This window comes from Bacillus sp. A260, from assembly GCF_009861435.1.
GTDB lineage: Bacteria > Bacillota > Bacilli > Bacillales > Bacillaceae_G > Bacillus_A > Bacillus_A cereus.
On the sequence record NZ_CP046398.1, the window covers coordinates 3,183,327 to 3,202,621 of the forward strand.

The following is a 19,295-nucleotide window of genomic DNA, read 5'->3' on the forward strand; positions in this document are numbered from 1 at the left end:
GATAAATTTTATAAGCAATATGTGATTAAAAACTTACATTATATAATTTGTTAACTTCACATCCGTATGATGAACAAGATGTCCTGTTAACTCATATAAGTCCATATGCCACCTCTAAATAAATCGTAATTTACATGCTATAGCATATATAATATAGAATCCATTATTTTATGTCAAACTTTAATACTGTTAATCAGTTCTTTAGCTCGTCTAAAGTAATTTAAAAGTCATAATATAAACAGAAACATTTTATAGTCTATTCAATAAAAAAAGAGTGCAATTTTTGCACTCTTTTTACTCATTTCTATTAGAAATCAAAGTTATCAGGATCTGGACCAACGCGGTGATTTTGATTTAATGCATCGATTTTTTCCATATCTTCTTTCGTTAATTCAAAGTTAAATACATCTGCATTTGCAATAATGCGGTGCTCTTTCGTTGATTTTGGAATTGTGATCACTTCATTTTGAAGGTCCCAACGTAAAATCACTTGTGCTGTTGTTTTACCATGTTTCTCAGCAATAGCCTGTAATGTTTCATTATCTAATAATTGACCTTGCATAAGTGGTGACCATGCTTCCATTTGAATACCTTGTTCTTTACAGAAAGCTTGTAATTCTTTTTGTGTTAAACGAGGATGGTATTCTACTTGATTGATCATCGGCTTAATTTCTGCATCTTTTATTACATCTTGCAGATGGTGAATTTGGAAATTACTTACGCCAATTGCACGTACACGCTTTTCTTTATAAAGTGTTTCTAACGCTCTCCATGTATCTTTATATTTCCCTTCTACAGGCCAGTGAACAAGATATAAATCTAAATAATCTAGCTTTAATTTTTTTAAGCTCTCTTCGTATGCAGCAATCGTTTCTTCATATCCTTGATCTGCGTTCCATACTTTTGAAGTAATAAATAATTCTTCTCTTGAAATACCAGTTGTTTCAATACCGGCACGAATCCCCTCACCTACAGCTGCTTCATTTCCGTAAATTGCAGCTGTATCAATGCTGCGGTATCCTGCTTTAATTGCTGATTTAATCGCTTCTACAAGTTCTGGTCCTTCTTCTACTTTAAATACACCTAAACCAAACCAAGGCATTTCCACACCATTACTTAATACTGTTTTACTTTGTAAGTTTTTCATTTTATTTTCTCTCCTTTTATTTTACTTGATCTCTTTTTTCTAATGTCATGCTCCATGCTGTTAAAATAACAGCACCTACTACCATAATGCCGCCTACCCAAGCTGTATGAATTAACCCTAACGAGTTCGTTACAATACCGCCTAAATAAGCACCAAGAGCAATCCCAGCATTAAACGCCGCAATATTAATTGCCGATGCAACATCGACAGCACTCGGTACAAATCGTTCAGCTAACATTACGACATATACTTGTAACCCTGGAACATTCATAAATGCGAATAGCCCCATTAAAATAATTGTGATTAACCCAGCTACCTTAAATGGTGCCGTAAATGTTAAAACAAATAGTATAATCGCTTGAATAAAGAACATGTAGAATAGCGCTCGAATTGGATTATGATTCGATAATTTTCCGCCAATCACATTCCCTATCGCAATGGCGATTCCATACACTAATAAAATGATAGTAACCGTATTTGCTTTAAATCCTGTTACCTCTTGTAATAACGGAGATAAATACGTAAAAGTTACGAATGTTCCCCCATATCCTAATGCAGTAATAATGAAAACTAGTAACAGTCTTCCGTTCGTAATCAGTTTAAATTGATCGCGGAATGATACAGACGCACCTTTTTTCATATTAGATGGAATGAGAATACTATTTGCAATTAAGGCGATAATTCCAATTACTACAATTGCTAAAAATGATGTTCTCCAGCCAAATTGTTGACCAATAAATGTTCCAATTGGTGCACCTGTAATAGTTGCAACTGTTACACCAGTAAACATAATCGCAATCGCGCTAGCCCGTTTATTTTCTGGGACAAGTGCCGCAGCAATTGTTGAACCAATTGACATAAACACACCATGCGAAAGTGCAGAAATAATTCGCGCAATAAGTAATACAGTGAAGCTTGTTGCTACCGCTGCGATTCCGTTACCAATAATGAAAATAATCATAATCCACATTAATAACGTTTTTCGTGACATATTAGCTGTTAATGACGTTAATACTGGAGCCCCAAACGCTACGCCTAACGCATATAAAGAAACTGTTAAACCAGCCGTTGTAACCGACACATGTAAATCTTCCGAAATAGATGGTAATAAACCGACACTAACAAATTCAGTTGTCCCAATCCCGAACGCACTAATTGCTAACGCTAACAACGCAAATATACTTCTTCGATTCGTCTGAACTTCTGAAGACGATGCTGTATATGAATTCAATTGAGTTTCCCCTCTTCCCTATAATTCCTATCATAATAGTGCGATAAAAAGGCCCTTTTATCTTCTAAAAAACATATTTAATCTCTACAAACGCTATTATGAATGGTTTCATTCTTTTTTTAAAGAACGCACTTTAAAGTACTATAGGTACTTTTTAGTACCGTAAAGCTTGTCTCTCTCTTACATGTACTATTATGAAATATATTCAATACAATGAATAGTACGTACTTTAAAGTGCTGTAGGTACTAAAAAGTAACATAGTTAGTTACCAGTACCGTAAAGCTTGTTTCTCTCTTACATGTGCTATTATGAATGATAATCACCCTAATAAAAAGTACGTACTTTAAAGTACTATAGGTACTAAAAAGTAACATTTATATAACCTAGCTTATTTTGCTCAAAAATTGAAATCTACATTCCATGAAAAAGACTTTCAAATGAAGAAATACACTTTCCCGTAGAGGCAACTTTAGAGAATATTACTTAAACATATAAAGGATCATGTTCATTACCACAGACAAATAATAAAAAGGCAAAAACGAACAGAAATGTGTTCATTTTTGCCTTTTTTATTTAATGATTAAAATGTACGACTTTTGGAAAGGAAATCTGCATTAGCTCCTGTTACACCACTTTGTCCCCAGTTCCCTGGAATCATTTCACGAATAAGAATTAGCACTTTATCCAAAGGTGCATGAGTATATTTAGATGTTACTTGTGTAAGTTCGTTTACCCACTTATCCTTTGTCTCTTGATCAAATGTATTCCATATATCAACCTTAATAATAGCCATTCCATTAACGTTACGACCTAGTGTATCGTAAGACTCTTTTGTCTCCCAATCGGACACCCTACTTTTCACAGCAAAGGTAGCATCACTTGCTACAGCCCCAGCTTTCCCCCAGTTTTCTTTCTCAAGTTCTGTTATCAACACTTGAATTTTGTCAGGGACAATTTTTAATAGTTTTATTGTAAGTTCCGTTACACTATAAATAAATTCCTTCTTTTCTTCTGTTGACATGGTTGGCCAAGTATTTAGCTCGATTAATGGCATAGTATTGCCCCCTAAATTTAATTATCTATTGACTAGTTACAACTATTGGTTCAAATGATTTTTAACTGCTCTTACTACCAATTCGTGATCTTCTTCTGGTGGTAATCCTGAAACTGTTATCATTCCAATAACCCCTACGTTTTTTATCCTGATAGGAAAGCATCCACCAAACGCAGCATATTCCGAAGTATCTAAAAGATATTTTTCATTATATGAAATTCCAGTTATTTCACTTTGTATCTGCATATAATACGAGCTACGATCATGCAGGGAAACGACTCGTTTTTTACGCTCAATCCATTTCGTATTTTCCGCATTTGTCCCTGTCATCTTGAAATGAAATAATTGCACACCATTTTTCGTTATATCAACAGCAATCAATTTCCCCTCTCGCTTTGCTGTTTCAACGATAAATAAACCTAGTTGCAAGGCATCTTCATTTGTAAAAGAGGAAAATTGAAGCGTTTCCTCCTCTTTTAAAATTTGTTTACTTATTTCATTCAAATTTGAAGTGCTCATATTTTTAACCTCCATAATTGTTTTATGCCACACCGACATTTTTTCGAAATTATTAGGCCATATAGTACAACCCTTCAATCAATCTGATTCCAAATAAACTGCTGTAACATCGTTGGTAACTAGTAGTACCGTAAAGCTTGTTTTCTTCTTACTGGTGCTATTATGAATGATATTCAAAGTTATAAAAAGTACGCACTTTAAAGTGCTATAGGTACTTTAAAGTACTATTCTACTTATCCCTATCTTACAGAGACTATTATGAAATATATTTAACATCTTAAAAATGTATGTACTAAAGAATAATATTTTTAATCACTAACTTTTTTGATCAATCGTTATAATCCAATTTCATCAAAATTTTTATCAATTATTACACTATCCAACAATAGGAGGAAACAAAGATGGATGAAAATATATCCAAAAGCTGAAAAGCAGTTGAGTCCCTTGAGGGAATAGTTATAATTCACTACTTATAGAAATAGACATACAAAAACGCCATCCTTTCCTATAATTCTACAGAAAGAATAGCGTATTTTTCAAAAATGAGTTCTTTTATTGAGAAACTTTGATTCTATATCATACATAAAAGGGCAACCAGTGCTAAAACAGCTGGAAGTCCTTGTTTCACAATAATTGATTTATTAGATGTGAAACCTCCGAAAATAGCTGCTACCACCACACAAATCACGAAAAATAATTGGACCATATAACCAATTGGATTGAGTCCAAGTACAAGTCCCCAAATGAGACCAGCCGCTAAAAATCCATTATATAAACCTTGGTTTGCAAACATAATGGCTACGTTTCGATCTCCTTCTAAATGCTTCGGTAATTTGAAAGCACGTTTCGCTACTTTTGAATCAATAAAAAACATTTCAAGGATCATGATAAACAAATGTTCTAATGCTACGATCCCGACTAAAATAGCTGCGATTATTTCCACACTATTCTGCCCCCTACACTCTCTATTCTTTAATATTCTCTACATTTTTTTGCACCTGTAATAGAACATGAATAAGTATTTTGCGTTCTTCTCCACTGATATTTACGAACATTTCCTTCATAAAATGTTCCTTTTCTTTCTTGTCAAAATATTAATTGATATATCAATTATTGATACATCAATTAATATACATCTCTCTTTTTATTTTTGCAAGTTTTTTTGCTCAATTGGTTTTATTTTGTTCTAGCAACTTTAAACCAATTCAAAACATCAGTTCGCATTTCTAGAAATCATAATTACTTTAAGTTCATTCTGACAATCATATTTAACTAAATATATAAAAGAATTGAGTTATATCTCCATCAATTTATAAAAATTAATTTTTTCTAAAAACAGATACTTTACGTTTTTTATAGTAATAAAAATCATTTTTTTGTTTCAGAGGCAATCCATTTTGTTAGCCTGATGGGCATAAGATAGCACCCATATGGAGAACCAATTATCTTTCAAGAAGATGGCTAGAAATCTGGAATTGGTACAGGAGTTGCCTACTTCCCCGATTCAGATGGTACTAATTTAGAGCTAATTGCTCCAAAAGGGCCATTTAGACGTGACTAATTAAAATATATTAATACTGAAAAACCACCTTTATGAGAGGTGGTTTTTTGTTGCTAATAGTGAAGGTTAATATTGAGGTCTGATTGATACCTATTCCTTTTCCACATCTTTCATCATACCATCGAAAGAATAGTCTTATAGCTATTTCAAATATTTCGGCAGTACTATATTGCTAGCAAGCTAAAATTTCATGGTACTCCCCAAAAACTCTGCTGAATCATAACCCAAAGTTCATTTTATCATTTCAAGGTAATTCGAAATTCTTAAGTTGTTGGGCACGGGGTACAGCTGAAAAACAGTGTATATTCATTAACTTCAAACTAATTTTGATGTAACAAAATTGTATTTATACCTTTTTAACAAATTCAGATTTTAATTTCATAGCTCCAAAACCATCAATTTTACAATCAATATTATGATCTCCATCAACTAATCGGATACTCTTTACTTTTGTACCAATTTTTACAACTGATGAAGTTCCTTTTACTTTAAGATCTTTAATTACTGTTACAGAATCACCATCGTTTAAAATATTTCCATTTGCATCTTTAATTACCTTTGTATCTTCACTATTTTCAGCTTCTAATTCTAAAGTCCACTCATGAGCACATTCTGGACAAACAAAAAGATTCCCATCTTCGTAAGTGTATTCTGAATTACATTTTGGACAATTTGGTAAATTAGACATATTTTTATTTCCTCCACTCGTTTTCGTGTATTCTATTAAATAAATATTATTTTTAATTTCCCTTTTCCGTTTAAATATACGGAAAATATTCTCTTCTTACTGTTTGATACTTATTTGTTGAATGTATAAAAAAACTACTTGTTCACACCTTGTAAAAAATCTTCTCTACATTCTCCAAAGCAAACTTTCTTCTTCTCTATTTTTTAATAAAATGATGAAAAAGTAGATGAAATCAAACAAACTTTGTATGTGAAGTGAAATTTTTAAAAATCTAATGCATTTACTTTATTCTTTATTGTATTGATTTCCTGAGATTGCTGAGAAAGCCCTGTACACTCATGAAAAGCAAAATGCTTACACCCTATACATTTTTTTGTATTCAGATGTCCTAAAGCACAATTAATTGCTTCCCCGGTATGATCAAAAAAGTTTTCTTTCCCAATCTCAGCGTACAATCCATTCTTATCTAGATTGGCTTTTAGCTCTGATTGAATTCCAGAAATAAGAAGTACGCCACCTTGTTTTTTGAAGTGCTGAACAATATTCCTAAAGTAAGACTCTCCTGTGGTATCAATAAAAGGAACTTTTCCCATACGTAAAATTAAAACTTTAGGTTTATAATGAATAGTCGCTAAAATATTTTGTTCAAATGTTTGAGCAGCCCCAAAGAATAATGGGCCTTCTATTGTATAAATACTAATTTGTGGACAATCATGAGCTTTATTTACCACATGCGATAACAATTTTTCATTCTTTTTTGTATGATCAGGAAGCACTTTAGATATAACAAGCATATTACTCATACGTTTTGTAAACAAAATAACAGCTAAAATAAGACCGATCTCCACAGCTGTTGTTAAACTAGTAAATACAGTAAGTAAAAATGTTACTAGTAATACAAGGGAATCTCCTGTCTTCATTTTGAGTATGTGATAAAAATGTTTTTGTTCGCTCATATTCCAAGCTACCACCATTAAAATGGGAGCCATACTAGCAAGAGGAATATGTGAAGCATATGGAGCTAACAGTAAAAGTGTCAATAACACAAATCCCCCATGAATAATACCCGACATCGGAGATACAGCCCCACTCTTAATATTAGTCGCTGTACGAGCAATTGCTCCAGTTGCTGGAATCCCGCCAAATAACGGGGTAACAATATTTGCAATCCCCTGACCGACAAGCTCTTTGTTACTGTTGTGTTTACTATTTGTCATACCATCTGCCACGACAGCGGATAAAAGCGACTCAATTCCACCGAGCATCGCAATAACAAATGCAGGACCAATTAACTGTTTTATACGTTCTAATGTGATTTCTGGTATATCAAACTGAGGAAGTGTATTTGGAATCGTGCCATATGCTGTACCAATAGTAGGTACATGACCTGAGAAAAATACAGTTGCAATTACAGTTGAAATAACAACACCTACTAATGAACCAGGCACTTTTGGTAAAATCTTTGGTGTTATGAGTATAACAAAAAAGCAAATCAAAGCAGTTATAACACTATAAAAATTGGTAGTACTGATATGAGTGAAGAGTTCCTTCAAATTCGCTAGAAATTCCTCATGCTTTTTTATACCTGTTAAACCTAAAAAACTAGCAATTTGTCCCGTAAAGATAATAACAGCAATACCTGAAGTAAAGCCAATTGTTACAGGACGTGGAATAAACTTAATTAAAGAGCCTAGTTTGAAGATTCCCATAAGACATAAAATAATTCCAGCTAACAAACCCGCGAGTAGTAAATTTTCGTATCCATAGGTAATTACAACTCCTAAAAGAATCGGAACAAAAGCACCTGTAGGTCCTCCAATTTGATACTTCGAACCACCAAACAGTGAAATGAGTATTCCAGCAATACAGGTTGTATAAATCCCATACTCTGGCTTAACACCAGAGGCTATAGCAAAAGACATAGCAAGTGGAATCGCAACAACTCCAACAATCATTCCTGAAAGAAGATCCTTTTGAAAATGTGCTAATGAATATCCTTCAAACCTTCCTGTAAATAACTTTCTCATTACAAACCCTTCTTTTCTATTTTTAATAGATCTGGATTACAAATGTATTTCTCGGTCCCTTATACAGAAAATTGTCCTTTTCACAAAAATAAAAAACATCCTAATATTTACTATATGTTTTACTTAAATGACACTCCAATTCACCTATATCTCCACCTTGTTGTACATAGAATTTCAATCTTTCTGCTAAACGTTCTCCGGCTCGACTATCTAGCTTCTTCGTATCAATAAACGATCTAATCCTTACCTTATCTGGAGTAATATCTCTACGAAACATTTGTCCTGGAATTTCACTCCAAAAACGATTCCATTCATCCAGTAATCCTATTTGATCAAATAAAAAACCTTGAATTCCACATAACCAAGCTGTACAAGCAGTATTTCTTTTTCGACATCCAACTCCATCTTGTAAATGTTGGCATGAAAAACAACAAGAATTTCCACTTTTTATACAAACTTCACAAACGTAATGAGCTCCTAATGAGCGAAATGTTTCAATCCCATGTTGGATGATATCTTCTTTCTTAACCTCAATACTCAACCTATCCCTCCTTGGCCATCATTTCACTTTCTGCTTCATCTAGCTCTTCTAACATTGAAATCGTATCGATTAAATGGTTGTTGAAAATCTTCCGTGCAACCACCAATAAATCCACAATAATAGGGTCTCGTAAAGAATATAAAACTCTTTTTCCATCTTTCCTACCAACAACAATATTTTTTGAACGTAGTACACTTAATTGCTGAGAAACAGCTGAGCCTTCCTTATTTAAAATATCTTGAATTTCGTTTACGCTTTTTTCACCTTCTGACAATAATTCTAAAATACCTATTCGCAAAGGGTGTGCTAAGGCTTTAAAGAAATCTGCTTTAAATTGTTGCATTTCGTTTCCCATTGAAATCCCTCCGTTACTTTTCCTCAATTTCAAAAAGTATCATATACATCTTCAAATGTTTGAATATGTATATGATACTTTTAAAACCTCGAATTTTCAATACACATTTTACAATATTAAATAAGCATCAAATAGAGAAATATACTATTCAAATTCAGGTTCAAAATTTATTATCCAAAATAAAAGCGCCTAACATATTAGGGATATATAATACGTTAGGCGCTTGATATTTAAAATTTTTCGATTTAGGTCTTGATAATATTGGATGAGTATATGACCAAAACGCTAGATGACTAATATGAATAAACTTATTTGTAAAATTAATTCCTTAGAATATTTTAAGAGCAAGTTTTGAAAAAAACTATTCAAAACTTGCTCCTTATTTTCTCAGATCCAACTATTTTGATACTAAAACCAACAGTAGTGAATTAGAATAATGACTTAATACTTGCTAAAACTGTAAGTACACCTACAATAATAACAAATACGTTGCTCATTTTCCCTTTGTATTTAGCTAGTACTGGCACTTTTTGAATCGCATACATCGGTAATAGACATAAGATAGCAGCAACTAAAGGACCGCTTAGAGAATCAATAAGTCCAAGAATACTTGGATTTGTATAAGCAACAAACCAGCATGATAATACAACAAAAGTAAGAATTATTGTCTTAATTGTTTTTTCTTCAATATCTTTTCCACGTGATTTACCAAACTTAATAATCATGTCACGCATTACTTCAAATGCTCCTATATAATGGCCTAGGAAAGACTTTGTAATAGCCACAAAAGCAATAATTGGAGCTGCAATAGTGATTACAGGCGAATTAAGCTCATTAGCAAGATATGAAAGAATTGATAAGTTTTGTTCTTTTGCCATTTTTATATCATCTGGAGTCAAGCTCAATGCGCTACTCCAAACGAAGAACATAACAACAGCGAATGTCATGATATAACAAACCTTTTGTATTTGCGCACATTTAGCATCAGTGGCTTCGATTCCATACGTAGCTCTCTGTTTCACAACAAATGATGAAATCATAGGTGAATGATTAAATGAGAATACGATGATTGGTAGAATCATCAATATCGTCCCAAAATAGCCTGTTCCTGTTGAAGCAGTTGAAACAGCTGAAAAACTAAGCATTGACGTATTCCACTGTGGAATTAAAGATATTGCGATAAACAGTAGAGAAACTATGAAAGGATACACTAACATACTCATTACCTTTACAGTAATATCTTGACCAAAATTCAGTATAGCGATAAGACCAAGAACTAATACAAGTGATAAAATAGCTCTTGGAGGTTCTGGCATGTGCAATTGATGCACGATAAAACTACTTGCAGTGTTTGTAAGCGCAACCGAATACATTAGTACGATTGTATAAATTGAACCGAAATATACGATGTTAAAAATGATACTCGCTTTATTTCCGAAATACTCTCTAATTGTACCTGTGATCCCCTCATCAGCAGAATTAGAAGCGTATATCATTTTAGCAAGTGCCCTATGTGAGTAGTACATAACTGGATATGCAAGCAATGTAATTAGTAGTAAAGATAATAAACCACCTGAACCTGCATTAATCGGTAAAAAGAGCACCCCTGCTCCAATTGCAGTTCCAAATAGACTGAGTGCCCATGTAGTATCCTGCTTATGCCACTTTTTCGGATCTGCATATTGCTCATTTTTTAGTGCGGTATTTTCAGCTTGAACTTCTATTTTCTTTGCAGTATTCCCGTTCATATAATAACTCCCCCTTGTATCTATTCCTGCATCTCTCTTTGCACCTAACAAATATTCCCTTTTTGGAAAATGAATTCCTTACAAGTTGCCCCACATTGTATGTCCTTCATCATAATGAATCCAAATTGAAACATTCGCTAATTAGCGTCCTAATATAATTGTTAGCGTTCACAAAAAAGTTTACTCGTAATATCCGCTCTTTATATAAAGAACCCTTAAGAGAACAATATAGAATAGACTTCATAAATACGTTGCAACATTTCTAATAACAGTGTATTACTTTAATGGTTTCTCTTTTTTACTTTTAACAGTAATTTTAGCTAAACCGGCCTCTCTTCATTTGCGAGGCATTTCTTTCTCAATTCTATACATTACTTTCATAACTTCGGTAGCACTGATGATATTGCTCACACAAGCCACTGAAGCACATTACATACATTTCGCCTCTAATCACACACCTTTCTTACTAATAATCGCATTTTTTATATTTTCTCCAGAGATAATAAAATTTCTCTCGACGCCCTCATTATAACGTGTATATTTATAAAATTAATATTTTTATATTTTCAGAAATATTAAAGCGGAATAATTTTATATGGATAATATTTTACAGTTAGCATGTAGCCATTGTTTTTATCGCTTAAAGCTGAATTAGTTAGTAAAAAAATACAATAATACATTGTTTTTCTAGGTGACTTATTATAAAAATACTTATATCCCCTTTTATCAAAAAATTTTATTTTAAACATAAAAGATATTCTAATAAATAATTAATGTAGGTAAAAAGAAAAAAATCCCAAAATACAAAAACCAAATTTTAGGATATATATTATTAATATTGAATTCATATACAATTTAAAAAGCTACACTGAGCAAAAAACAAAAAAGCTGCCCCATATGGACAGCTCATTTACATAATTCTCGTTATCAGGAATACACAAACAAATCACTTCAATATCATCTTAATTGTAGTTTGTTCGGCTCTTCTTCAGGGATATCTCTATGCTTGTAATGAATCGTTTTTACATCATTTCCTTTTATGCGAAAAGTAATTGTGTCCCATAAGGCGGATTGTGTGCACCCTCAAAAGTTTAAATTTTAAAATCCCTCATTAACTAGCTCTTTTATCGAGTTTAATTTTGAAGAAAGCTCGATAAACCATTCTTCATCCCCTGTTAATAATGCAAGATCTATAAGATAAAGGATTTGTTCCTTATTTATTACCTTTGATTCAGGGAGTTTGTTAACGTGTTTACTAAAGAGTAAAATCGCTTCGTTTATTGTGTACTGGCCGTCACGTTTCACAATACTAACTGTAACTATATCCTCTACATCATCAAGTGATACAATATAACCAACTATTAATTCACCTTCATTTGATATTCCACGAACCCAATCTCCTACTTTTAAAACATGATTATTATTTGACATCATACCGTTTCACCTTCCTATAAATATTTTTTGTGACGATAAAAAAGATATAAAAACAAATTATACTGTAATATTTTTCATTACATTTAAGTGTTAAGAACTCACGGCTATATAATAATTAAGCCGCTTAACGCTCTTGATTGATAAGGTCAACAACTTCTTTCATTGTATAATTCTTTAAGTATTCACCTAGATGCTCTTCAGCACCTAAGAAAATAGCGAAAAGAACTTTTCGCATATTCGAACCTACAACACACTGATTGTTTGATTCTGGACACTTCGGTTGCAAAGCACCTTCAGAGGTTATCTGATAAATATGCCAAAGATTAATTTCATCTAAATCGCGAGCGAAAATAAAACCGCCACCAGTCCCCTCTTTCGATTGTATAAACTTATGTTTTTTTAACAAACTTAGTACTTTGCGAATGCGTACTGGATGAACACCTGCACTTTCTGAAATAGCATTACTTGTTGACATCCGGTCTGGCTGTAAAGCTAAATAAGTTAAACTGTGTATGGCCAAGGTAAAGTCGCTGTTCATGATTTTCCTCCTACGATTAAAAATATTGTTTCTCATATATTAACATACTGTAGCCATAAATATTACAGATTGGTTAGAACGTTAAAACATGTGGATGCTTCTTGCCATAAAAAATTAATTCCCTTATATTCTATCCCGTCCCACCTATATCTGATAACTTCATTTAGCTTTTTAAGTTAAAAAGAAAATTAAACACTCCACTGTTTCTTCACTTGTTCTTCTGCCAACTGTTCAATTTTTGTCCAAATCGTATCTTTACTCACAATAACATTTGTTTGATAATTTCTATTATTATAATTAACTGTAACACATACTTCAATCATCTTCTGCTTCCTCCTTTCAAGAAAATTTCTTATTTATATTTAATACCTGAAAAATTTTGAATTTAGTTATAATCTCTAGCATATAACTTCATTTTTTTAAATAATTAAGTTTAAAAACCCCACTGTTTCTTCACTTGTTCTTCTGCCAACTGTTCAATTTTTGTCCAAATCGTATCTTTGTTCACAATGACATTTGTTTGATAGTTTCTATCTTTATAATTAACTGTAACGCATACTTCTATCACCTTCAGTTTCCTCCTTTCAAAAAATTTCTCTTTCATACTATTACTTATTAATTAGCCAACTTTTGCAGTTCAATGTTTAAAAATGTTCGGACACTACGTGGTAAAAATTTGCGAATTTCTTCTTCGTTAAAACCAATTTGCAATCTTTTTTCGTCCAGCATAATCGGGCGACGCAACATTAGTGGATGCTCAATTATTAATGTATAAAATTCATTTAGCGAGAGCTCATCAATATTTATATTTAAGTCCTGAAAAGTTTTGGATCTAGTTGAAATAATTTCAGTAGCCCCCTCTTCAGTTAAACGAAGAATCGATTTAAGCTCATCAACTGTCATAGAATTTGATACGATGTTTTTTTCAATATAATCAATTTGATGCTCTTCAAGCCATGCTTTCGCTTTTCGGCATGAAGCACAGCTTGCTGTTGTATATAGAATTACCATATTTAACTCACTCCTTTAATGTTATTAAACGTACATTTTAAATATCGCTTATTGAAATGTATTAAAAAAAATTACAGTTTAGAATCAAATTCACATAATGTTAATTATTCAGCAATGTTTCATTTATCTCTATTATTCATGCTACATTTTACAGACGTTAACAACTCACTTTTAAAAATCTTACTGTAATTTTAAACTTTACAGTTCAATTAATCAACTGTTAAGTCTTGGATTAATTTTAATAACACAACAAATTATTCTCATGTAAAATTCCCCATAGCATGATGGCTCCTTCAAAGCACATTTCACGCATTTCTTGCTTACAAGTGCTATTATGGATTATATTCATCCTAATAAAAAGTACGTACTTTAAAGTGTTATAGGTACTAAAAAGTAACATATGCATTTTTAAGTGCCGTTCTGCTTATTTCTCTCTTACATCGGTTATTATGACCGATATTTAGCACAATAAATAGTACGCACTTTAAAGTGTTATAGGTACTAAAAAGAAATAATTTTAGTATTGCAACGGATGTAGGCTCACAACTGTAATCTAAATTCATCAAAGGAGTTTTTTATGAAGACATACAATATTCCTGTAGAAGCGACTTTAGAAGTTATTGGCGGAAAGTGGAAAGTTGTTATCCTTTGTCATTTAAAAAAAGGAACAAAAAGAACGAGTGAATTAAAACGTTTAATGCCTGGTATTACGCAAAAAATGTTAACGCAACAATTACGGGAACTAGAAGAAGATGGTGTAATCCAAAGGAAAGTATATGACCAAGTACCACCAAAAGTAGAGTATTCTTTAACGGATTACGGTTCGTCTTTAGGAGCTATACTCGATTCCCTCTGTTCCTGGGGAGAAGTTCATCTTGAAAAAACCGGGAACACATCCATGCTGATTACAGCAGATGAATCATAACTGTAGAAGACATAAAATAGGTTGAGACAATGCTTGCCTCAACCTATTTTATGTCTCTTTATAATTTTTTTGCCGTAATGACTGTTTCAAACTCAAAGGTTTCCGGTAGATGATCTGCATAAGAATATTCAAAAGTTCGTCCATCCGTTAAGTAAGCTACTTGCTCAACTCGCATTAGGAAATCCTGATTTGTTAAGTTCATAAACTGCTTTTCCCTATCATCTGGGCGAATCCCTTTAACCCTGACAACAGATGTCCCTACTTCAAGACCAAGTTTATTTTGAATATGTGAGTATATCGACTCCTCTAAAACAGAAGCTTCAACACCTGGAATAATCGAAATTGGCATCCATGTATGCTCCATAATCGTCGGAATACTGTGAATGATGCGGAGGCGAATGATTTTATAGACGAAATCACCAATTGAAACTCCCAATTTCTCAGCAACTACTTCATCAGCACCTACAATCGCAAACTCGATAATTTTACTTTCTACCTCACTACCGTAAACAGCTTTCGTACCTGTTAAAGTTTGAATCATTCGTGCCTTTTCCTGCTGATGCCAATCTTGTACCACTGTTCCACTTCCGCGCCGACGGATAATGTAGCCGTCTCTTACTAATAGATCCAGCGCTTTTTTAATCGTAAGTGCTGAAACATCGAATTCTTCAGCAAGGACGGAGCTACTCGGAATTTTTTCGTTGATTTTATATTCACCGTCTAAAATTTGCTGTTTAATCTTTTGATAAATGCCGAGGTATTTTACTTGTGTTGATCCGCTTGCCATTTCCATACCTCCTTTATACTGCAAACTCTCTTCTATTCATTCAAATGTAAAGCCTCAAGTTTGTAAACTGAAGGTGATGGGGCAGCAAATCCGTTTTCCAAGATTTCAATATTCGTTACTGCTTCTTCATCTTTCACAAGTTTTGGTGCACCATTTACAATTGTGTCATACGCTGCATCATAGAAACGACCGTAATCACCAAGCGGCGTTTTAATTTGTTTTTCAATCCAGTCACCATTTGCATTACGATACTTAGCAATTCCATAATACATCGGCGAATCTTCACCAAATCCTGCACTCTCAGGCATAATACCCGCTTTCAAATCATTTTCCTGCTGATCTTCACCGTATTTAATAAATGAGCCATTTGTTCCATGAACGATAAAGCGTGGATAATCTTTCGCTACGATATGGTTCGTTTTCAGCTTAATCTTCAACTGATTTCCATAATGTAGACCAACATCGAAATAGTTATCAACCGCACCTTCCACTTCATTATTACGAATATCGTATGTCACTGTATTTGGACGGCCGAATAGTGAAATCATGCGGTCCATCGTATGAATACCTAAACTGTAAAATGAACCTTCTTCTTTTGGAGCTTCATGAGTGATTGAACCAGGACGGAAATAATCAATATGTGATTCAATCTCAATAATATCACCAAGGAATCCTTGTTCAACTACTTGCTTTACAGCTAAAAAATCACCATCAAAACGACGGTTTTGATAAGGCATAACGACTACACCTTTCTCTCGTCCTAAAGCTAATAATTCTTTCGCATGTTCTACTGTATCGCAAAATGGTTTTTCAACGATAACTGATTTTCCGGCTAGTATAACTTTTTTTGCTAATTCATAATGCGTATGTGCTGGCGTACAGATCGTCACGACTTGAATTTCTTTGTCATTCAACAATTCGTCCAAATCAGTAGTGAAGTAAACACCTCTTTCCTCATATGGAGCCGCTAATTCTTCATTTATTTGACGTACAAAAATCGTTTTTACTTTTATATTATTACGTGTCTTTAGATAAGGTAGGTGATAACGGTTAGCTGATTTTCCAAATCCAATAAAGCCCATTGTTAATGTCATGTTCTTCAACTTCCTTGCTCATAAATTTTCGTTTCTACATTTATTATATATTTTTATCTTTAAAAGTATATAGTTTTTGTTTTAAAATTATATATCAAAAAGTCGAGATAGAAATCATTTTCTGATCCCCATCTCGACTTTACGTTATAGACTTATGTCCTATCATCATTTTATTTACACTCGATGACTAGAGAGATACTTAGTTACACGCTCTTATTCATACATATAAGAACGTGTCATCGGAATTGTATCATTAATCCCTTTTGTAAATACAAATTGATGTAAATCAATATTACCTGTAAAGAACGAAGCTGCACATGCATTTAAATATAAACGCCACATGCGGATAAATCGCTCATCTTTCGTTTTGCGAACTTCCTCTAGTACGTTTTCAAAATTTCGAGCCCAATGTTGTAATGTATTCCCGTAATGTCTACGTAAGCTTTCCACATCAACAATGAAAAATTGTTCGTTTGTCATGTTCGTGATTAATTCGTTAACAGCAGGAACATACCCACCAGGGAATATATATTTTTCAATCCAACCATTCGTAGCACCACCATTAGCCGGAGAAGTAATGCAATGCAGCAGAGAAATCCCGCCATCATTTAGTAGTTTGTTAACTGTTTCAAAGTATTGCTTAATGTTGTCTTTTCCTACATGTTCGATCATACCTACACTAACAATTTTATCAAATTTACGATTCTTAATATCGCGGTAATCAAGTAAAGATACTTCAACTAAATCTGTAAGTCCCTCTTGTTTAATTCGCTCGGAAGTCTTTGCAAATTGTTCCTCACTTAACGTTACTCCCATCGCTTTCACACCGTACTGCTTAGCGGCAGCTGTAATGAGCTCACCCCACCCGCAACCGATGTCTAATAGCGTATCACCTTTTTGAAGGTTCAACTTTTTCAAAATATGATTTACTTTATTATGTTGAGCTGTCGTTAAAGAATCTTGCTCATTTTGGAAATATGCACAAGAATATGTCATTGTTTCATCAAGCCATAATTTATAGAAATCGTTCCCAATATCATAATGATGAGCAATATCATCTTTATTTTTTTGTTTTGAGAAATTCCATTTACTTTTGAAATATTGCAACTTACTATCACCTAAAAAGCTATCCTGCCTTTTATAAATAGATTGAATTGCTTTTTCAAGGTTACCCTCTATTTCAAGGTCTCCATTCATATATGCTTCACCGAATGCAATAGAAGGATCCTTAGCAATTTCTTTTTTTGAGAGCGGCTTATGGAATGTTATATGAAATTGAGGTTCCCCTTCGCCATATTGTATTGTTTCTCCATTCCAAAGTGTAATTTGAACTGGATCTGAAAACAGATTTTTAAGTATTTTTTTATAAAAAAGTTCTTCAACCATAAAAACATCTCCTACTAAAAAATTGAACAAAAAACTATACTAGTTAATAAGTCTTTTTGAACATAGCTTAAAATCTTTATGACTTCTTGCTACGAGTGTCATTATAAAACGGTTATATTATGAAGCATAGTACGTACTTTAAAGTGATGTAGGCACTTTTAAGTACCCATGGCTGAAACAGGTCCTCAAAAATTTTACTTTTCATCATAACAACTTTCTAAAGTTTTAAAACGAAAAACACCACCTCTTCATTAGGTGGTGTTTTCAATATTACATATAGAGATTTCACTTAACTTCTGTGTTTTTTCTATCTATGCATCGTTCTCCCCATGCGGTTAATTGATTTAATACATTTTGTAAAGACCACCCATAATCGGTTAGGGAGTATTCTACTCGAGGGGGAATTTCTTTGTAAATTTCACGTGTAATCACACCATCTTCTTCCAGCTCACGTAGTTGCTGCGTTAACATTCTCACAGAAATTTCAGGAATTAGACGTTGCAACTCACTCGTTCTCTTCGTCCCTTTCGTTAAGTGACATAAAATGACGACCTTCCACTTTCCACCGATAATTTCTAAAGTTGCTTCTATAGGTATATTATATTGTTTCACGCGATCTCCTCTCCTTTTTTATAAATTCCTTATCTATTGTTACGTAAAAATAAATAATTTTCTATACGGCACATTTTAGTTCCTACAGCACAAAAAAGTACCTATATTACAAAAAAGTAATTATGCTGCTTAAAAATCTCCCTCTATACAAAAAGAAAAAACGAACGTATTCTCGTTCGTTTTTTCTTTCTTTATTCAGCTGCGGTTATAAGCATAGACGTGTTACCATTCTTTTCAAGATGATTTTCTCCCCAGTTACAAAGAGTATCGAGTATAGAATCTAAAGAATGACCGTAATCAGTTAAAGAGTATTCTACTTTTGGTGGCACTTGGTTATACACTTTTCTCTCGATTACACCATCTTCTTCTAATTCACGTAATTGTTGCGTTAACATCTTTTGTGTAATACCAAACATTAATTGTTTTAATTCGCACGTTCTCTTTTTGTCTTTCTTTAAATGACAAAGGATAACTACTTTCCACTTTCCACCGATAACCTCTAAAGTTGCCTCTACAGGAATATTGTATGTTTTCATATAAAAATCTCCTTTAATAATTTTATAAGACAAATAAGCTAAAATATTTAAATATTACTTTTAAGTATCTATAGCACCTTAAAGTACGTACTTTTTATTG

Annotated in this window: 20 protein-coding genes and 3 pseudogenes; 2 read left to right on the top strand and 21 right to left on the bottom strand. The window is 33.0% G+C overall.

The annotated features are described in order from the left end of the window. Window positions 1–307 precede the first annotated feature (307 nt). The 5 genes from GD442_RS15990 to GD442_RS16010 form a co-directional block, all read right to left on the bottom strand. Complete coding sequence (locus tag GD442_RS15990) at window positions 308–1,147, bottom strand: aldo/keto reductase (protein WP_000793565.1); 840 nt, start codon at window positions 1,145–1,147, stop codon at window positions 308–310. A 16-nt stretch (window positions 1,148–1,163) separates the two neighbouring features. Further along, the gene (locus GD442_RS15995) at window positions 1,164–2,378 is read right to left on the bottom strand and encodes an MFS transporter (protein WP_001089891.1); all 1,215 of its coding nucleotides are present in this window, start codon (window positions 2,376–2,378) and stop codon (window positions 1,164–1,166) included. A gap of 581 nt (window positions 2,379–2,959) precedes the next feature. Then, on the bottom strand, window positions 2,960–3,433 hold the full coding sequence (locus GD442_RS16000) for a tautomerase family protein (protein ID WP_001128308.1): 474 nt from the start codon (window positions 3,431–3,433) through the stop codon (window positions 2,960–2,962). Between the two features lie 42 nt (window positions 3,434–3,475). Beyond that, the gene (locus GD442_RS16005) at window positions 3,476–3,991 is read right to left on the bottom strand and encodes a heme-degrading domain-containing protein (protein ID WP_002195678.1); all 516 of its coding nucleotides are present in this window, start codon (window positions 3,989–3,991) and stop codon (window positions 3,476–3,478) included. 532 nt (window positions 3,992–4,523) lie between these two features. Beyond that, window positions 4,524–4,895, bottom strand: a complete 372-nt coding sequence (locus GD442_RS16010; RefSeq protein ID WP_000402473.1) for a DUF1304 domain-containing protein — start codon at window positions 4,893–4,895, stop codon at window positions 4,524–4,526. 483 nt (window positions 4,896–5,378) lie between these two features. Here GD442_RS16010 and GD442_RS28520 point away from each other — a divergent pair. After that, window positions 5,379–5,513: pseudogene (locus GD442_RS28520) on the top strand (VOC family protein); the annotation flags it as partial. 346 nt (window positions 5,514–5,859) lie between these two features. Here the strand turns inward: GD442_RS28520 and GD442_RS16020 are convergent. The 11 genes and pseudogenes from GD442_RS16020 to spxA form a co-directional block, all read right to left on the bottom strand. Next, on the bottom strand, window positions 5,860–6,201 hold the full coding sequence (locus GD442_RS16020; RefSeq protein WP_000067659.1) for a zinc ribbon domain-containing protein YjdM: 342 nt from the start codon (window positions 6,199–6,201) through the stop codon (window positions 5,860–5,862). Between the two features lie 263 nt (window positions 6,202–6,464). Further along, window positions 6,465–8,228, bottom strand: a complete 1,764-nt coding sequence (locus GD442_RS16025) for a SulP family inorganic anion transporter (protein ID WP_001228485.1) — start codon at window positions 8,226–8,228, stop codon at window positions 6,465–6,467. A gap of 100 nt (window positions 8,229–8,328) precedes the next feature. After that, window positions 8,329–8,769 carry a hypothetical protein gene (locus GD442_RS16030; RefSeq protein ID WP_000021460.1) on the bottom strand — a complete coding sequence of 147 codons (441 nt, stop codon included), beginning with the start codon at window positions 8,767–8,769 and terminating at the stop codon, window positions 8,329–8,331. Between the two features lies 1 nt (window position 8,770). Continuing rightward, a complete protein-coding gene (locus GD442_RS16035; RefSeq protein WP_000526187.1) occupies window positions 8,771–9,124 on the bottom strand; it encodes an ArsR/SmtB family transcription factor in 354 nt (117 codons plus the stop codon). A gap of 428 nt (window positions 9,125–9,552) precedes the next feature. After that, window positions 9,553–10,872: an aromatic amino acid transport family protein gene (locus GD442_RS16040; protein WP_001014168.1), complete on the bottom strand. Its 1,320-nt coding sequence runs from the start codon at window positions 10,870–10,872 to the stop codon at window positions 9,553–9,555. A 957-nt stretch (window positions 10,873–11,829) separates the two neighbouring features. Further along, window positions 11,830–11,963: pseudogene (locus tag GD442_RS27805) on the bottom strand (DUF3888 domain-containing protein); the annotation flags it as partial. Between the two features lie 7 nt (window positions 11,964–11,970). Beyond that, a complete protein-coding gene (locus GD442_RS16045) occupies window positions 11,971–12,306 on the bottom strand; it encodes an IDEAL domain-containing protein (protein WP_000987462.1) in 336 nt (111 codons plus the stop codon). A 124-nt stretch (window positions 12,307–12,430) separates the two neighbouring features. Then, a complete protein-coding gene (saiR, locus tag GD442_RS16050; protein ID WP_001083465.1) occupies window positions 12,431–12,844 on the bottom strand; it encodes an Rrf2-family transcriptional regulator SaiR in 414 nt (137 codons plus the stop codon). A gap of 188 nt (window positions 12,845–13,032) precedes the next feature. Continuing rightward, window positions 13,033–13,167, bottom strand: a complete 135-nt coding sequence (locus GD442_RS16055) for a BA3454 family stress response protein (protein WP_000573538.1) — start codon at window positions 13,165–13,167, stop codon at window positions 13,033–13,035. Window positions 13,168–13,277: 110 nt separating this feature from the next. Continuing rightward, window positions 13,278–13,412 (bottom strand): BA3454 family stress response protein, encoded by a 135-nt coding sequence (locus GD442_RS16060; protein WP_000573515.1) that lies wholly within the window; start codon window positions 13,410–13,412, stop codon window positions 13,278–13,280. A gap of 47 nt (window positions 13,413–13,459) precedes the next feature. After that, a complete protein-coding gene (spxA, locus tag GD442_RS16065; protein ID WP_000236189.1) occupies window positions 13,460–13,855 on the bottom strand; it encodes a transcriptional regulator SpxA in 396 nt (131 codons plus the stop codon). A gap of 577 nt (window positions 13,856–14,432) precedes the next feature. Between spxA and GD442_RS16070 the strand changes: the two genes are divergently transcribed. Further along, entirely contained in the window at window positions 14,433–14,780 is a 348-nt protein-coding gene (locus GD442_RS16070; protein WP_000860832.1) for a winged helix-turn-helix transcriptional regulator, read from the top strand. A gap of 48 nt (window positions 14,781–14,828) precedes the next feature. Here the strand turns inward: GD442_RS16070 and GD442_RS16075 are convergent. The 5 genes and pseudogenes from GD442_RS16075 to GD442_RS16095 form a co-directional block, all read right to left on the bottom strand. Next, window positions 14,829–15,567, bottom strand: a pseudogene (locus GD442_RS16075) (GntR family transcriptional regulator). 32 nt (window positions 15,568–15,599) lie between these two features. Further along, complete coding sequence (locus tag GD442_RS16080) at window positions 15,600–16,661, bottom strand: oxidoreductase (protein ID WP_000176601.1); 1,062 nt, start codon at window positions 16,659–16,661, stop codon at window positions 15,600–15,602. Window positions 16,662–16,874: 213 nt separating this feature from the next. Beyond that, on the bottom strand, window positions 16,875–18,047 hold the full coding sequence (locus GD442_RS16085) for a cyclopropane-fatty-acyl-phospholipid synthase (protein ID WP_000229034.1): 1,173 nt from the start codon (window positions 18,045–18,047) through the stop codon (window positions 16,875–16,877). Between the two features lie 285 nt (window positions 18,048–18,332). Then, the gene (locus GD442_RS16090; RefSeq protein ID WP_000816339.1) at window positions 18,333–18,659 is read right to left on the bottom strand and encodes a winged helix-turn-helix transcriptional regulator; all 327 of its coding nucleotides are present in this window, start codon (window positions 18,657–18,659) and stop codon (window positions 18,333–18,335) included. Window positions 18,660–18,850: 191 nt separating this feature from the next. Then, window positions 18,851–19,195, bottom strand: coding sequence for a winged helix-turn-helix transcriptional regulator (locus GD442_RS16095; protein ID WP_000860816.1), 345 nt, complete (start codon window positions 19,193–19,195; stop codon window positions 18,851–18,853). Window positions 19,196–19,295 lie beyond the last annotated feature (100 nt).

Bases quoted from the DNA above. Each gene is read 5' to 3' on its own strand.
- GD442_RS16020 (WP_000067659.1), bottom strand. From the start codon at position 6,201: ATGTCTAATTTACCAAATTGTCCAAAATGTAATTCAGAATACACTTAC.
- GD442_RS16005 (WP_002195678.1), bottom strand. From the start codon at position 3,991: ATGTCGGTGTGGCATAAAACAATTATGGAGGTTAAAAATATGAGCACT.
- GD442_RS15990 (WP_000793565.1), bottom strand. From the start codon at position 1,147: ATGAAAAACTTACAAAGTAAAACAGTATTAAGTAATGGTGTGGAAATG.
- GD442_RS16095 (WP_000860816.1), bottom strand. From the start codon at position 19,195: ATGAAAACATACAATATTCCTGTAGAGGCAACTTTAGAGGTTATCGGT.
- spxA (WP_000236189.1), bottom strand. From the start codon at position 13,855: ATGGTAATTCTATATACAACAGCAAGCTGTGCTTCATGCCGAAAAGCG.
- GD442_RS16070 (WP_000860832.1), top strand. From the start codon at position 14,433: ATGAAGACATACAATATTCCTGTAGAAGCGACTTTAGAAGTTATTGGC.
- GD442_RS16035 (WP_000526187.1), bottom strand. From the start codon at position 9,124: ATGGGAAACGAAATGCAACAATTTAAAGCAGATTTCTTTAAAGCCTTA.
- GD442_RS16040 (WP_001014168.1), bottom strand. From the start codon at position 10,872: ATGAACGGGAATACTGCAAAGAAAATAGAAGTTCAAGCTGAAAATACC.
- GD442_RS16025 (WP_001228485.1), bottom strand. From the start codon at position 8,228: ATGAGAAAGTTATTTACAGGAAGGTTTGAAGGATATTCATTAGCACAT.
- GD442_RS16080 (WP_000176601.1), bottom strand. From the start codon at position 16,661: ATGACATTAACAATGGGCTTTATTGGATTTGGAAAATCAGCTAACCGT.
- saiR (WP_001083465.1), bottom strand. From the start codon at position 12,844: ATGAACAGCGACTTTACCTTGGCCATACACAGTTTAACTTATTTAGCT.
- GD442_RS16045 (WP_000987462.1), bottom strand. From the start codon at position 12,306: ATGATGTCAAATAATAATCATGTTTTAAAAGTAGGAGATTGGGTTCGT.
- GD442_RS16055 (WP_000573538.1), bottom strand. From the start codon at position 13,167: ATGATTGAAGTATGTGTTACAGTTAATTATAATAATAGAAATTATCAA.
- GD442_RS16000 (WP_001128308.1), bottom strand. From the start codon at position 3,433: ATGCCATTAATCGAGCTAAATACTTGGCCAACCATGTCAACAGAAGAA.
- GD442_RS16085 (WP_000229034.1), bottom strand. From the start codon at position 18,047: ATGGTTGAAGAACTTTTTTATAAAAAAATACTTAAAAATCTGTTTTCA.